The sequence below is a fragment of the Micromonospora sp. NPDC000121 genome, assembly GCF_042899165.1.
GTDB lineage: Bacteria > Actinomycetota > Actinomycetes > Mycobacteriales > Micromonosporaceae > Micromonospora.
The window spans coordinates 1,062,297-1,076,866 of the sequence record NZ_JBIAZP010000001.1; the positions used below are offsets into that span (position 1 = coordinate 1,062,297).

At 73.7% G+C, this 14,570-nt stretch carries 12 protein-coding genes and 1 pseudogene; 3 read left to right on the forward strand and 10 right to left on the reverse strand.

Translation table 11 applies throughout. The annotated features are described in order from the left end of the window. Positions 1-71 precede the first annotated feature (71 nt). The 3 genes and pseudogenes from ACFY23_RS05190 to ACFY23_RS05200 form a co-directional block, all read right to left on the reverse strand. Positions 72-1,334, reverse strand: a complete 1,263-nt coding sequence (locus tag ACFY23_RS05190; RefSeq protein ID WP_350680327.1) for an acetyl-CoA C-acetyltransferase — start codon at positions 1,332-1,334, stop codon at positions 72-74. A gap of 161 nt (positions 1,335-1,495) precedes the next feature. Beyond that, complete coding sequence (locus tag ACFY23_RS05195) at positions 1,496-2,299, reverse strand: SGNH/GDSL hydrolase family protein (RefSeq protein WP_350680375.1); 804 nt, start codon at positions 2,297-2,299, stop codon at positions 1,496-1,498. Then, positions 2,288-3,348 (reverse strand): annotated as a pseudogene (locus ACFY23_RS05200) (SGNH/GDSL hydrolase family protein); the annotation flags it as partial. The pseudogene ACFY23_RS05200 and the gene ACFY23_RS05195, both read right to left, overlap by 12 nt. 148 nt (positions 3,349-3,496) lie before the next feature. Here ACFY23_RS05200 and ACFY23_RS05205 point away from each other — a divergent pair. Together ACFY23_RS05205 and ACFY23_RS05210 are read left to right on the forward strand one after the other, a co-directional pair. Next, complete coding sequence (locus ACFY23_RS05205) at positions 3,497-3,853, forward strand: YkvA family protein (RefSeq protein WP_350680329.1); 357 nt, start codon at positions 3,497-3,499, stop codon at positions 3,851-3,853. 76 nt (positions 3,854-3,929) lie between these two features. Further along, positions 3,930-5,300, forward strand: coding sequence for a cystathionine beta-synthase (locus tag ACFY23_RS05210; RefSeq protein WP_350680331.1), 1,371 nt, complete (start codon positions 3,930-3,932; stop codon positions 5,298-5,300). A gap of 50 nt (positions 5,301-5,350) precedes the next feature. Here the strand turns inward: ACFY23_RS05210 and ACFY23_RS05215 are convergent, their stop codons facing one another. The 7 genes from ACFY23_RS05215 to ACFY23_RS05245 all read right to left on the reverse strand — a co-directional run bounded on the left by ACFY23_RS05215 (position 5,351) and on the right by ACFY23_RS05245 (position 13,271). Beyond that, positions 5,351-5,860 (reverse strand): GNAT family N-acetyltransferase, encoded by a 510-nt coding sequence (locus tag ACFY23_RS05215; RefSeq protein ID WP_350680333.1) that lies wholly within the window; start codon positions 5,858-5,860, stop codon positions 5,351-5,353. Next, complete coding sequence (locus tag ACFY23_RS05220; RefSeq protein ID WP_350680335.1) at positions 5,857-6,786, reverse strand: ribonuclease Z; 930 nt, start codon at positions 6,784-6,786, stop codon at positions 5,857-5,859. Before ACFY23_RS05220 ends, ACFY23_RS05215 begins: the two co-directional genes overlap by 4 nt. Positions 6,787-7,122: 336 nt before the next feature. Continuing rightward, positions 7,123-8,307, reverse strand: coding sequence for an osmoprotectant NAGGN system M42 family peptidase (locus tag ACFY23_RS05225; RefSeq protein WP_350680337.1), 1,185 nt, complete (start codon positions 8,305-8,307; stop codon positions 7,123-7,125). Beyond that, entirely contained in the window at positions 8,304-10,115 is a 1,812-nt protein-coding gene (ngg, locus tag ACFY23_RS05230; RefSeq protein WP_350680339.1) for an N-acetylglutaminylglutamine synthetase, read from the reverse strand. The genes ACFY23_RS05225 and ngg overlap by 4 nt, the downstream gene beginning before the upstream one ends. A 2-nt stretch (positions 10,116-10,117) precedes the next feature. After that, the gene (locus ACFY23_RS05235; RefSeq protein WP_350680341.1) at positions 10,118-11,902 is read right to left on the reverse strand and encodes an N-acetylglutaminylglutamine amidotransferase; all 1,785 of its coding nucleotides are present in this window, start codon (positions 11,900-11,902) and stop codon (positions 10,118-10,120) included. Between the two features lie 204 nt (positions 11,903-12,106). Next, positions 12,107-12,769, reverse strand: a complete 663-nt coding sequence (msrA, locus tag ACFY23_RS05240) for a peptide-methionine (S)-S-oxide reductase MsrA (protein WP_350680343.1) — start codon at positions 12,767-12,769, stop codon at positions 12,107-12,109. 82 nt (positions 12,770-12,851) lie between these two features. Then, complete coding sequence (locus tag ACFY23_RS05245; protein WP_350680345.1) at positions 12,852-13,271, reverse strand: HIT family protein; 420 nt, start codon at positions 13,269-13,271, stop codon at positions 12,852-12,854. A 148-nt stretch (positions 13,272-13,419) separates the two neighbouring features. On the opposite strand from ACFY23_RS05245, the gene ACFY23_RS05250 reads away from it, so the two are divergent. Next, positions 13,420-14,562 (forward strand): cystathionine gamma-synthase, encoded by a 1,143-nt coding sequence (locus tag ACFY23_RS05250; RefSeq protein ID WP_350680347.1) that lies wholly within the window; start codon positions 13,420-13,422, stop codon positions 14,560-14,562. Positions 14,563-14,570 lie beyond the last annotated feature (8 nt).

A 14,570-nucleotide genomic window follows, 5' to 3' on the forward strand; every position in this document is an offset into this window, starting at 1 on the left:
CGGTTTCCGCCGGTCCCGCCCAGGCAGGAGAGCGTGCCGGCCGGCCGCCCTGCTCTCCGCCGGGCTCCGGGTCAGCTCAGCCGCTCGACGACCATGGCCATGCCCTGGCCGCCGCCGACGCACATGGTCTCCAGGCCGATGGTCTTGTCGTGCCAGTCGAGGGCGTTGAGCAGGGTGCCGGTGATCCGGGCGCCGGTCATGCCGAACGGGTGCCCGACGGCGATCGCGCCGCCCATGACGTTCAGCTTCTCCAGCGGGATGTCGAGCTGGCGGTACGAGGGAATCACCTGGGCGGCGAACGCCTCGTTGATCTCCACCAGGTCGACGTCGCCGATGGTCATGCCGGCCCGCCTGAGCGCCTGCCGGGTGGCCTCGACCGGGCCGAGGCCCATGATCTCCGGCGACAGTGCGGTCACGCCGGTGGAGACGATCCGGGCCAGCGGGGTGATCCCGAGGTCCTTCGCCTTCTGGGCGCTCATGACCACCACGGCGGCCGCGCCGTCGTTGAGCGGGCAGCAGTTGCCGGCGGTGATCCGGCCGTCCGGGCGGAACACCGGCTTCAGGCCGGAGACCGCCTCCAGGGTGACCCCGGGCCGGGGGCCGTCGTCGGTGCTGACCACCGTGCCGTCCGGCGTGGTGACCGGGGTGATCTCCCGGGCCCAGAAGCCGTCGGCGATGGCCTTCTCGGCGAGGTTCTGGCTGCGTACGCCGAACTCGTCCATGTCGGCGCGGGTCACGTCGTGGACCTGGGCCAGGTTCTCGGCGGTCTGCCCCATGGCCAGGTAGATGTCCGGCAGCTCGCCGGCCTCGCGCGGGTCGGTCCAGACGGGGGCGCCACCCTGGGCGCGGGCCTTCGACCGCTCGGCCGCCGCGGCGAAGCGCGGGTTCTCCCAGCCACCGCCGACCAGCGCCTGGGCCTCCGGCGGGAGGCCGTCGGAGTTGCCGCGGGCGTACCGGGAGACGGTCTCCACACCGGCGGAGATGAAGACGTCACCCTCGCCGGCCCGGATCGCATGCATCGCCATCCGGGTGGTCTGCAGCGAGGACGCGCAGTAGCGGGTGAGGGTCGCGCCGGGCAGGGTGTCCAGGCCCATCAGGGTGGCGACCACCCGGGCCATGTTGAAGCCCTGCTCGCCGCCGGGCAGACCGCAGCCCAGGTAGAGGTCGTCGATCTCGGTCGGGTCGAGCTGGGGGACCTTGTCCAGGGCGGCCCGCACGATGGTCGCGGCGAGGTCGTCCGGGCGGACGTCGCGCAGGGACCCCTTGTGCGCCCGGCCGATGGGGGAGCGGGCGGTGGCGACGATGACGGCGTCGCGGGACGACTCAGTCGGCATGGGGCCAACGTTAACCCGTCGGTAACTTCACGCGGAAGCTGGCGGCCGGCCGGGAAATGTCACGTCCGGCGCGGGGCGCGGGCAGCATCAGATGGTCAGCGGCGGGACGCGACCGGCGACGAGCGGGCCAGCGGCGGGATGCGACCGCGATGGCCGGTGGGTCAGTGGCGGGACGCGACCGCGGCGGCCGCCGCGACGGCGGGCAGCAGGGCGTGCGCCCAGACCCGGTAGCCGTCGGCGGAGGGATGGTAGCCGTCGTGGCACAGCGTGCCCGCGTCGGCGCGGAAGACCGGGCCCGTCTCGGTGGCCAGGTCGACCACCGTGCCCCCCGCGTCGAGCACCGCCACCGTCTGCGCGCGGGCGACCCGCCGCCCGGACCAGCCGACCAGGTGCCGCAGCGGCGGCGCGATCGCGCGTACGGCGCCGAGATCGGGGCAGGTGCCGACGACCACCTCCACCCGGGCCTCGCGGAGCCGGTGCACGGCCGCCGCGAGGTAGGCGGCGGCCTCGGCCGGCCGACGCAGGGTGGTGGCGTCGTTGGCGCCGATCAGGATCACCGCCACGTCGGGGCGCTCGCCGAGCAGCGCCCGGGCCACCTGGGTGGCGAGGTCGGTCGAGCGGGAGCCGGAGACGCCGACGCTGGACAGGTGCACCTGCCGCCCGTTCGGGCCCTCGGCGAGCAGGTTGGCCAGCTGGCCGCCGATCGTGTCGTCGAGGCGTTCGACCCCGACGCCGAGGGCCGACGAGTCGCCGAGCAGCACCAGCCGCAGCGGTGGGGCACCGGCCCGCCCGACCGTGGCGCGCAGCGCCAGCCCGAGTTCCGGCTGCGCGTACTGGCGGTGCCGGGCGACGAAGGCCTGGCCGGCGAGGACGGCGGCGCCGCCGACCGTGCCCGCGATCAGGGAGAACGTCGCGGCTCGACCCAGTCGGCCGGCGAGCCCCGAGGGGATGAAGCGCTCGCTCATGCCAGTCCCTCCAGAGTGGGCGAGTCGACGGCGGGGCCGGGTTGCGGCACCGCGCCGACACCGAAGTAGGCCCGTCGGCGCAGCTGCGCCCACCGACCGGCGGGACCGCTGTCGCGCCCCCGCACCTGGGTGCCGCTGACCTCGGTGCCCGCGTGCCGAGCGGCCTCCTGGGCGGCCGCGGGGAGCGAGCGTACGCCCTCGCCCCGGGCCGGGGCCATGCGCCGCTCCTGCCCGGCGCCGAGTGCGGACAGCACGGTCGGCAGCAGCGCGGCGGCGGCCATGGCGTAGCCCTCCGCCGAGGGGTGGAACCGGTCCCAGGCGAACATCCGGGTCGGCTCGGCGGTGAACCGGGGGCCGAGCAGGTCACCGAGGGAGACCGTCCAGCCGCCGGCCTCGACCACGGCCACCGTCTGGGCGGCGGCGAGCTGCCGGCTCCAGCGCCGGGCCAGCCAGCGCAGCGGCGGCTGGATCGGGCGGATCGCACCCAGGTCGGGGCACGTGCCGACGACCACCTCGCAGCCGGCGGCGCGCAGCGTGCGGACCGCCTCGACCAGGTAGCGCACCGCCAGGCCGGGCGGCGTGCGGTTGGTCACGTCGTTGCCGCCGATCAGGATCACCGCGACGTCGGGCCGGCACTCCAGCGCCGCCTCCACCTGGTGCCTCAGCACGGCCGAGATGGCGCCGACCACCGCGAACCGGTGCAGCCGGACGGGCCGCTGCAGGCGGCGGGACAGGCCGGTGGCGAGCAGGGCACCCGGCGTCTCCCGGCGGCGGTGCACGCCGTAGCCGGCGGCCGACGAGTCGCCCAGCACGACCATGGTGACCGGCGGGCCGGGCAGCTTGGCGCCGTAGACCCCGTCGCAGCGGGGCGGCGGTGCCTCGGCCATCGGGATCGTGCGGCGGGCCTGCCGGGCCTGCCCGAGGAGCACACCGCCGGTCGCCACCGCGGCGGCCGCCGTGGCGCCCGTGCCGATCGCCGCCAGGCGCGCGATCTGCCGAGCGCGCTGCCAGCGCGAACCAACCGGGACGGCGGAACCAACGACCCCCATACAGCGACATTATCGCGCCGATACGACACGCCGCCGTCGTCGTGTCGGCTCGCACGTGGCTGGAAGGCGACCGTCCTGGGTACCTGTTCCGGTGACCGGGTGACGGTTGCGCCGGCACGTCACCCTGGCACGCGGAGAGGGGCCGAACATGGGGAAGACATTGAAGCGAAGTGCCGCGTTCAGCGCGCTGGCGAGGGCGCTCGCGGCGGGGTCCCGGGGCGGGCCGTCGCTCGGGGCGCGGCTGGCGGCGCTGCCCCGGATGATCCGGGCGACCGCCCGGGGGGAGTACGACGGCGGCCTGCGGCTGGCCCTGATGACCGCCGCGACGGCGTACATCGTCTCGCCGATCGACCTGCTGCCGGAGATCCCGCTGGCGATCTTCGGGCTGGCCGACGACGCGGTCATGGTGACCTGGCTGGCCGGCAGCGTGCTCGCGGAGACCGAGCGGTTCCTGGAGTGGGAGGCGCGCCGCGACTCCGTGATCCCCGGGCACGTGGTGTCCTGAGCCGACGTACCCTGGGGCGTCAGAACACGTCTGCCCGGCCGCCGCCGGCGGCGCCGGAGGAGAAGGGCACAACCAGGTGCGGTACTACGACAACGTCGTCGAGCTGATCGGCAACACCCCGCTGGTACGGCTGCGCAACGTCACGGCCGGCATCCAGGCCACCGTGCTGGCGAAGGTGGAGTACCTCAACCCGGGCGGATCGGTGAAGGACCGGATCGCGCTGCGGATGGTGGAGGACGCGGAGAAGGCGGGCATCCTCCAGCCGGGCGGCACGATCGTCGAGCCGACCAGCGGCAACACGGGCGTCGGCCTGGCGCTGGTGGCCCAGCTCAAGGGCTACAAGTGCGTCTTCGTCTGCCCCGACAAGGTCAGCCAGGACAAGCAGGACGTGCTGCGGGCGTACGGCGCGGAGGTGGTGGTCTGCCCGACCGCCGTGGCGCCGGAGGACCCGCGCTCCTACTACAACGTCTCCGACCGGCTGGCCCGGGAGATCCCCGGCGCCTGGAAGCCCAACCAGTACAGCAACCCGGCCAACCCGCGCTCGCACTACGAGACCACCGGCCCGGAGCTGTGGGAGCAGACCGGGGGCGGGCTCACCCACTTCGTGGCGGGCGTCGGCACCGGCGGCACCATCTCCGGCATCGGCCGCTACCTGAAGGAGGCGTCGGAGGGCCGGGTCAAGGTCATCGGCGCCGACCCGGAGGGCTCGGTCTACTCGGGCGGCACCGGCCGGCCGTATCTCGTCGAGGGCGTCGGCGAGGACTTCTGGCCGGAGACGTACGACCGGGGCCTCGCCGACGAGATCATCGAGGTCTCCGACAAGGCGTCGTTCGAGATGACCCGGCGGCTGGCCCGCGAGGAGGGGCTGCTGGTCGGCGGCTCCTGCGGCATGGCCGTGGTGGCCGCCCTCGAGGTGGCCCGCAAGGCCGGTCCGGACGACGTGGTCGTGGTGCTGCTGCCCGACAGCGGCAAGGGCTACCTGTCGAAGATCTTCAACGACACCTGGATGGCCCGGTACGGCTTCCTGGACAACTCCGGCACCGAGCCGACCGTCGCCGACGCGCTGGCGAACAAGCCGGGCGGCCTGCCCGAGCTGGTGCACGTGCACCCGACCGAGACGGTCCGTGACGCGATCGACTACATGCGCGAGTACGGCGTCTCGCAGTTGCCGGTGCTCAAGGCCGAGCCCCCGGTGGTGACCGGCGAGGTGGCCGGCTCGATCGCCGAGAAGGACCTGCTCGACGCGCTGTTCACCGGTCAGGCGCACCTGCACGACACGATCGAGCGACACATGGCCGAGCCGCTGCCGATGGTCGGCGGCGGTCAGCCGGTGAGCGAGGCGGTCGCCCTGCTGGAGAAGTCCGACGCCGCCCTGGTGCTGGTCGACGGCAAGCCCAAGGGCGTCCTCACCCGGCAGGACCTGCTCGCCCACCTCGGCGCCCGCTGACGATGTAAGGAAGGGTCCCTCGGGGCCCTTCCTTACACTCCGGCCGCTCGTTACAGGGCGCGGGCGTAGCGGAGCTGGGGCACGACCACCGGGCCGAGGTGCTCGTCCCGGGCGGTGCCGGTCGGGGTCCAGCCACCGCGCTCGTAGAAGCGGCGCGCGTCCGCGTTGCCCGCGAGCACCCACAGCGCCGCCCGGGACCAGCCGCGCGAGCGCATGGCGTCCAGCGCGTCGACCATCAGGGCCCGCCCGGTGCCCCGGCCGCGCTCGGCCGGGTCGAGATGGATGGCGTTGAGCAGGCCCGTCGCCGGGTCGCCCTCGTCGTCGGGGCCGAGGTAGCTGAAGCCGACCAACCGGCCGTCGCGGTCGGCGACGGTCATCCAGTGGTCGTCGCGCTCCCAGCCCCACCGCTCGGCCCAGTACCGCCCCATCGCCTCCGGCCCCGGCTCGGCCAGCGCCTCGGGCGGGACGAACGACGCGTACGCCGCCGCCCGGGAGCGCTGGTGCAGGGCGCCGACCGGCATCAGGTCGGCCTCGGTGGCGGGGCGGAGGGTGACCGTCACCCGGCCGAGGCTACCCGCCGGGGCGGGACCTGCACGGTGGTCAGGTCCTCGGCGATCACCAGGTCACCGTCGAAGTGGGCGCGGGCCTCGTCGGCGAAGCGGGTCGTGTCCGCGTACCGCTGGGAGAAGTGGGTGAGCACCAGCCGGCGTACGCCCGACTCGGCCGCCACCCGCGCGGCCTGGCCCGCCGTGAGGTGGCCGACCTCGGCGGCGAGCGCGGCCTCCGAGTCGAGGAAGGTCGACTCGATGACCAGCAGGTCGGCGTGCTCGGCGAGGGCGTACACCCCGTCGCAGAGCCCGGTGTCCATCACGAACGCGAACCGCTGCCCGGGCCGGGGCACGCTCACCTCCTCCCGGGTGACGCGACGCCCGTCGAGGTCGAGGTGGCCGACCCGGATCAGCTCCCCGACGGCCGGCCCGGCGATGCCGTACGCGGCCAGCCTCTCCGGCAGCATCCGGCAGCCGTCCGGCTCGACGAGCCGGTAGCCGTACGTCTCGATCGGGTGCCGCAGCCGGCGGGCCTCCAGCGTGCCGACGCCCAGGGTGATCCGCTGCCCGTCGGCCTCGATCGGCTCGACGCGCAGCTCGGCGGTCTCGTAGAAGGAACTGGCGTGCCGCAGCCGGGCGAAGTACTCCGCGCCGCCGGCCGGGAAGTGCACCGCCACCGGGTGCGGCACGCGGTCCAGCGAGAGCCGCTGGATGGTGCCGGGCAGGCCGAGGCAGTGGTCGCCGTGGAAGTGGGTGACGCAGATCCGGGTCAGGTCGGTGGCGGTGACCGTGCTGTGCAGGAGCTGCCGCTGGCTGCCCTCGCCGGGGTCGAAGAGGATCACCTCGTCGTCCCAGCGCAGCACGTACCCGTTGTGGTTGCGCTGCCGGGTGGGGGCCTGGCTGGCCGTCCCGAGCACCACCAGCTCGCGCATCGACACGGTGACCTCCGGCTGTGTCGACCACCCGGCCCGGAAACGGGTCGACCCCCGGGGCTTCCGCGCTCGCGCGCGGGCCGGCTGGACTGGGCCGGCACCCCGGGGGTCGGGTGGCTGTCGTGGATTCGCCGCACCGCTGCCACACGGTCTCGACGATGGTGCCTGTGCCCGCCTCGCGGCGGACGAGTTTACTGTCGAGGACAGCGGCTAGCGGACAGCCACCTCACGAGTCCGATTGCTATACAAGTCTGGACCACCTCCTTTCCCGTGTACGGCCACGCTATCCAGCGGCCGGGCCGGCGGCAACGGATTTCGATCACAGGCCCCCGGGGAATACGTTCAGGAGGTCTCCGCGATGCCGATGGGTCCCTCGCGGGGGCCCTCCTCGCTCGCCGGCTGGACGGCCAGCGACGGGAAGTCGGCCAGGTCGCCCTCCGGCTCGGCGTCCCACTCGGGGAAGACGAGGTCGCTCTGGAGGTAGAGGCAGAGCAACTGGGTGAGCTGGCGCAGCCCGTCGAGGTGGGTGCGCTCGTGCCCGTGGGTGGCGTCCACGCCGAAGCCGAGCAGCGCCACCCGGGCGTGCGCCCCGGCCTCCACCGCCGCCGCCACGTCCGAGCGGTAGTAGTCGAAGACGTCCCGGACCAGGCCCACCCCGTGCTCGGCGGCGATGGAGGCCAGGTTGCGGGTCAGGTGGTAGTCGAACGGCCCGACGCCGTCGCCCATCGCCAGGGTGGCCGCATCCTCCCGGGACTGCTGGCCGGGGGCGACCACCGCCGCGTCCACGGAGACGATCTCGGCGACGTCCGGGTCCAGCCCGTGGCTGGCGCCGTGCCCGATCTCCTCCGTCACGGTGACGAGCAGGTGCGCGGTGACCGCGGGGCGTACGCCGGCGTCGACCATCGCCTTGAACGCGGTCAGCACCGCCGCCACGCCCGCCTTGTCGTCCAGGTGCCGGGACTTGACGTACCCGGAGGGGGTGACCGTCGGGTTCGGCAGGAACGCGACGAAGTCCCCGGCGTCGATGCCGAGCGCGCGGAGACCGGCGATGTCGTCGACCGGCTCGTCGACCCGCACCTCGACCTGCTCCCAGCCGATGCCCTGGGAGTCGACGGCCTCGTTGTAGCGGTGGCCGCTGGCCTTCAGCGGGAGCACCTGCCCGGTGATCACGCGGTCCAGGTCGTCGGTGAAGATCCGCACGTGCGCGCCCTCGGCGAACCGGGCGCTGTGCGTGCCGATGGGCTTCAGCTCCAGCCGGCCGTTCTCCTTCAGCCGCTTGACCATGCCGCCGATGGTGTCGGTGTGCACCACGATCGCCCGGTCGGCGCCGGTGGAGCGGGGGCCGGGCAGGAAGGCGCTCAGCGCGCCGCGGCGGGTCAGCGTGGAGCCGATGCCGAGCGCGGAGAGCCGCTCGCCCACGTACTGCTGCACGTGGTCCGTACGCCCCGACGGGCTCGGGATCTCCAGCAGCTCCACCAGGACCTGCCGCAGGTAGTCCAGGTCGATCTCCAGGGGCCTCGGGCTCACGCGGCGCCTCCCGGGCCGACCGGGGACCAGAGCCGCTGCGGCGCGCGGGTGCCCGGGAAGAGCAGGTCGACGAAGCGCTCGGCGGTCGGCTGCGGCTCGTGGTTGGCCAGGCCGGGCCGCTCGTTGGCCTCGATGAAGACGTGCTCGGGCCCGTCCGGCGCCCCGACCAGCAGGTCCAGTCCGGTGACCGGGATGTCCAGCGCGCGGCTGGCCGTCACGCACGCCTCGGCGATCGCCGGGTGCAGCTCGGCGGTGACGTCGTGGATGGTGCCGCCGGTGTGCAGGTTGGCGGTCCTGCGTACGGCCAGCACCTGCCCCTCGGGCAGTACGTCGTGCAGCTCGTGGCCGGCCTCGGCGAGCACGTCCCGGGTCATGTCGTCGAGCGGGATCGTGGACTCGCCGCCCGTGGCGGCGGCCCGGCGGCGGCTCTGCCGCTCGATCAGCTCGGCGATGTCGTGCACCCCGTCGCCGGTGATCGAGGCGGGCCGACGGACCGCGGCGGCCACCACCTCGTGGTCGATGACGACCACCCGCAGGTCCTCGCCGGCGCGCATCTCCTCGATCAGCACGTCCGGGCAGAACCGGGCGGCCAACTCGACGGCCGCGGCCAGCGCCTCGGGGGTGCGTACGCCCACCGTGATGCCGTTGCCCTGCTCGCCCCGCGCCGGCTTGACCACCACCCGGCCGGCCTCGGCGAGGAAGGCGGCGTCGCCGTCGTCGCCCGTGGCGGTGCGCCCACGCGGCACCGACAGGCCTGCCTCGGCGAGGATCCGGCGGGTCACCCGCTTGTCGTCGCAGCGGCTCATCGCCACCGCCGAGGTCAGCTCCGACAGCGACTCGCGGGTCAGGACGGTGCGCCCGCCGCTGGTCAGCCGCAGCTCGCCCCAGGCCGGGTCGGTCACCTCCACCCGGATGCCGCGGCGCATCGCCTCGTCGGCGACGATCCTCGCGTACGGGTTGAGCTGGTCGTACCCCTCCGGCGTGGCGGGCAGGAAGAGCCGCTCGTTGATCGGGTTCTTCCGCTTCACGCAGAGCGTCGACGTCCGGTAGAAGCCGAGCCGCTCGTAGAGCCGGATCGCCCCGGCGTTCTCCGCGAGCACGGAGAGGTCCACGTACGCCCGCCCGCGCGCGACCAGCCGGGCGGCCAGCGCGGTGATCAGCGCCTGGCCGGTGCCGGGCGGCGCGGTGTTGAAGTCGACGGTGAGGCACCACAGGCTGGCCCCGTTGTCCGGGTCGTCGAAGACCGCGACGTGGTCCACGCCGGTGATGGTGCCGACGACCTCGCCGGTGGCGTCCTCGGCGACCAGGTGCAGGAAGCGGTCGGTGCGGGCGTTGGCCACGAGCACGTCGACCGGGGCGGTGACCATGCCGTTGCGGGCGTAGATCCGGTTCACCGAGTCCGCGTCGGCGGCGTCGGCCAGCGGGCGGATCGTCAGCCCCGGCACGTCCTCGTCGGCCGGCCGGTCGCCGCCGAGCGGCAGCCGGTAGGTCAGCGACGGGTCGATGAACAGCTCGTCGGGCAGCCGGGACACCAGCACGTGCGGGTCGCGCAGGTAGATGCAGATGTCCCGGGAGCCGGCCGCCTCGGAGCGCAGCACGGCGGCGACGGCGGCCTGGTCGGCGAAGGTCTGCCCGAAGACGAGCCGGCCCCAGCCGCAGTCCAGCACCACGTCGGTGTCGCCCTCGCGGGCGGGGGTCTCCGCCGTGCCGGGGGCCACCGGGTCGCCGCCGGGCCCGACCCGCTCCCGTCGCCGGCCGCCACGGAACCGGTCGGACCGGGCCGTGCCGGTCGCCAGGGTGTCGGTCACGGTCAGTCGATTCCGTGGCTCTGGAGCCACATTTCCAGGAGTCCGAGTTGCCACAGCTTGTTTCCGTTCAACGGGGTCAGTTCGGCGTTCGGGTCTGCGAGCAGCGCGTCGACGTAGTCGGCGCGGAACAGGTCGCGGCGGCGGGCCTCGGGCGCGGAGAGCGCGTCGCGTACCCGGTCGAGGAGCTTGCCCTCCAGGTGGGTGAGGCCCGGGACCGGGAAGTAGCCCTTCGGCCGGTCGATCACCTCGTGCGGCAGCACCCGGCGGCCGATCTCCTTGAGCACCCCCTTGCCGCCCTGCGCCAGCTTGAGCTCCGGCGGGCAGCTCGCGGCCAGCTCGACGAACTCGTGGTCGAGGAACGGCACCCGGGCCTCCAACCCGTGCGCCATCGTCATGTTGTCCACCCGCTTGACCGGGTCGTCGGTCAGCATGACCTGGGTGTCGATCCGCAGCCCGGCGTCGACCGCGGTCTCCGCGCCGGGCCGGCCGAGGTGCGCGGCCACGAACTCCCGGGCCGGGTCGCCGTCGGCCAGCCAGGCCGGGTTCAGCACGCGGGCCAGCCCTGCCGCGTCCCGGTCGAGGAAGGCCCGGGCGTACGTGTCGAGCGCCTGGTCGCGGCCGACGCGGGCGAGCGGCGGATACCAGTGGTAGCCGCCGAGGATCTCGTCCGCGCCCTGGCCGGACTGGACCACCTTGACGTGCTGCGCGACGACCTCGCTGAGCAGGTAGAACGCCACGCAGTCGTGGCTGACCATCGGCTCGGACATCGCGGCGACGGCCGCCTCCAGCGGCGGCACCAGGTCGGCGGCGGCCACCCGGATCTGGTGGTGGTCGGTGTCGAACGCCGTCGCGACGAGGTCGGAGTAGCGGAACTCGTCGCCCTCCCGGCCGCCGACGGAGTCGAACCCGATGGAGAAGGTGGAGAGCCCGCGCTGGCCCTCGCCGGCGAGCAGGGCGACCACCAGGCTGGAGTCCAGGCCACCGGAGAGCAGCACGCCGACCGGCACGTCGGCCACCATCCGCCGGCGCACGGCGGTGGTCAGCGACTCGAGCAGGGCGTCCTGCCAGTCCTTCTCGGACCAGCCGGCGCGCTCGGCGGCGCGGGTGAAGGCCGGGTCCCAGTAGACCCGCTCGGAGGTGCGGCCGTCGGCCTCGTAGACCCGTACGGTCGCCGGGGGCAGCTTGGCGACGCCGCGCAGGATCGTGCGCGGCGGCGGCACGATGCTGTGGAAGCTCAGGTAGTGCGCCAGGGCGACCGGGTCGATGGTCGTGTCGATCCCGCCGCCGGCCAGCAGCGCGGGCAGGGTGCTGGCGAAGCGCACCACGCCCGGCGTCTCGGCCACGTAGAGCGGCTTGATGCCGAGCCGGTCCCGGGCCAGCACCAGCCGGCCGGTGTCCCGCTCGCTGATCGCCACGGCGAACATGCCGACCAGGTGGTCGACGAAGTCGAGCCCCCACTCCGCGTACGCCTTGAGCACGACCTCGCTGTCGCCGGAGGAGAAGAAGCGGTGGCCCTTGGCCTGGAGTTCCTCGCGCAGCTCGCGGTAGTTGTAGATGCACCCGTTGAAGACCCCGGCCAGCCCCGCGCCCGGGTCGACCAGCGGCTGCCCGCTCGCGGCGGAGAGGTCGATGATCTTCAGTCGTCGGTGCCCGAGGGCTGTCGGGCCCTGGGCCCAGACGCCGCTGTCGTCGGGCCCCCGGTCACTCATCGTGGCCGCCATGCGCTCCACCGCCGACACGTCGGCGCGCGAGCCGTCACGGCGGAACTCTCCCGCAAGTCCGCACATGCGAGGCAATGCTGCCAGAGGCCGACGCGGTCCGCCCGTTGAGCTGATGCCAGCGGGTGTTCGTGGTTGCTATGATGCGCGACCTCGTCGGCCCGACCCGTGGCGGCGGGGGCGTTTCCGGCCTGGCCCCACCCGGTGCCCGAATCGGAAACGGGCCTGCGGTGTGACAAACACCGCAGACCCGTTCGCGGGCGCCGCGCGGGCTCAGCCGGCGGTGCGGGCGATGCCCACCGGGCAGCTCAGCCCGTTCGGGCCGTGGTTGCAGTACCCGTTCGGGTTCTTCGTCGGCGCGAGGTACTGCTGGTGGTAGTCCTCGGCGAAGTAGTAGGCGCCGAGCCGGTCGATCTCCGTGGTGATCTCGCCCTTGCCGGCGCGCGCCACGATCGGCGCGAACGCGTCCCGCGACGCCTGCGCGGTGGCGAGCTGCTCGTCGGTGGTGACGTAGATCGTCGACCGGTACTGGGTGCCCACGTCGTTGCCCTGGCGCATGCCCTGGGTCGGGTCATGGTTCTCCCAGAAGACCTTGAGCAGGTCCTCGTAGCTGATCGTGGCGGGGTCGTAGACCACCTGGACCACCTCGGCGTGCCCCGTCATGCCCGAGCACACCTCCTCGTACGTCGGGTTCGGCGTGATGCCGCCCGCGTAGCCGGCCGACGTGGTGATCACGCCCGGCAACGTCCAGAACAGTCGCTCGGCGCCCCAGAAACAGCCCATGCCGAACACGGCGACCTGCGAGCCCTCCGGGAACGGACCCTTGAGCGGGGTGCCCAGCACCTCGTGCCGATCCGCGATCGGCATCGCGATCAGGCGACCCGGCAGGGCCTGGTCGGGGGTGGGCAGTTCGGCCTTCATACGGCGCAGGAACACGGTGGGACTCCTCTCGTACCTCTCCCAGCGTGCAACACCGCCGGACCCGCCTTCCTTACCCGCCCCGCCGCCACTCAGGCCGTCAGGCGGGGGACAGGGCGGCGGTGATCCGGGCGGCGTACGCCTGGGCCTCGGCGTCGTCGGCGTAGCGGGTGCGGGGCCAGAAGAAGCCGCGCAGCCCGTCCCCCTTCGTGCGGGGCACCACGTGGGTGTGCAGGTGCGGGACCGACTGGGACACCTTGTTGTTGATCGCCACGAAGGTGCCGCCGGCCCCCAGACCGGTCTCCACCGCCACCGCCAGCCGCCGGACCAGGCCGAAGTAGCCGGCCAGCGCCTCGGCGGGCAGGTCGGCCAGGGTGACCAGGTGGGTGCGCGGCACCACCAGCACGTGTCCCCGGAAGACCGGCCGGGTGTCCAGGAACGCCACCCCGTCCGGCTCGTCGGCCGCCCGGAACGCCGGCACCTCGCCGGCCACGATTCCGCAGAACACGCACCCGCTCACCCGGGCAGGGTAACCGCCGTCGCGCGCCGCGGCCTCACCACAGCGCGGCGGGCGTCGCTCGCCGTGGTGGCCGGCGAGGCGGACGACCCGATGTGACAGCGGCCGGGTTCCATCCGCTGGGATGGACTGGACGACTAACGTTCCGGGAATGAGTCACGGCTTCGAGACGCTCGCCATCCACGCCGGCCAGGACCCGGAGGCCCGCACCGGCGCGGTGATCCCACCGATCTACCAGACCAGCACGTACGCCCAGGACGCCGTCGGCGCGCCCCGGCTGGGCTACGAGTACAGCCGCTCCGGCAACCCGACCCGCGACGCGCTCCAGGAGTGCCTCGCCGCGCTGGAGGGCGGGTCGGTCGGCCTCGCCTTCGCCAGCGGACTGGCCGCCGAGGACACCCTGCTGCGTACCGTCTGCAAGCCGGGCGACCACGTGGTGATCCCCGACGACGCGTACGGCGGCACGTACCGGCTCTTCGCCCGGGTCGCCGAGCGCTGGGGGCTGGACTACACCCCGGCGAAGGTGTCCGACCCGGACGCGATCCGGGCCGCCGTCGAGCCGGGCCGGACGAAGATCGTCTGGGTGGAGACGCCCACCAACCCGCTGCTCGGCATCGCCGACATCGCCGCGCTGGCCGGGGTCGCGCACGACGCCGGCGCCCTGCTGGTGGTCGACAACACCTTCGCCTCGCCGTACCTGCAGCAGCCGATCGCGCACGGCGCGGACGTGGTGGTGCACTCGACCACCAAGTACGTCGGCGGTCACTCCGACGTGGTCGGTGGCGCGCTGGTCGCGGCCGACGCCGGGCTCGGCGAGGAGCTGCGCTACCACCAGAACGCGATGGGCGCGATCAACGGCCCCTTCGACGCGTGGCTCACCCTGCGCGGCATCAAGACCCTCGGCGTACGCATGGACCGGCACTGCGACAACGCCGAGCGGATCGCGGCCTATCTGGACGGTCACGCCAAGGTCGGTCAGGTCATCTATCCCGGGCTGCCCTCGCACCCCGGCCACGAGGTCGCCGCCAAGCAGATGCGCCGGTTCGGCGGCATGATCTCGTTCCGGGCGGCCGGCGGCGAGGAGCACGCCGTGGAGATCTGCAACCGGGCCAAGCTGTTCGTGCTCGCCGAGTCGCTCGGCGGCGTGGAATCCCTGATCGAGCACCCGGGCCGGATGACACACGCAAGTGCTGCCGGCTCGCCGCTTGAAGTTCCCGGCGATCTCGTGCGACTGTCTGTCGGCATCGAGACGGTCGACGACCTGCTCGCCGATCTGGAGCAGGCGCTGGGCTGACCGCTGGC

What these genes read in the sequence shown, in the direction of transcription:
- ACFY23_RS05205 (WP_350680329.1), top strand. Translation starts at nt 3,497, where the DNA reads ATGGGGAAGACATTGAAGCGAAGTGCCGCGTTCAGCGCGCTGGCGAGG.
- ACFY23_RS05235 (WP_350680341.1), bottom strand. Translation starts at nt 11,902, where the DNA reads ATGTGCGGACTTGCGGGAGAGTTCCGCCGTGACGGCTCGCGCGCCGAC.
- ACFY23_RS05190 (WP_350680327.1), bottom strand. Translation starts at nt 1,334, where the DNA reads ATGCCGACTGAGTCGTCCCGCGACGCCGTCATCGTCGCCACCGCCCGC.
- ACFY23_RS05195 (WP_350680375.1), bottom strand. Translation starts at nt 2,299, where the DNA reads ATGAGCGAGCGCTTCATCCCCTCGGGGCTCGCCGGCCGACTGGGTCGA.
- ACFY23_RS05250 (WP_350680347.1), top strand. Translation starts at nt 13,420, where the DNA reads ATGAGTCACGGCTTCGAGACGCTCGCCATCCACGCCGGCCAGGACCCG.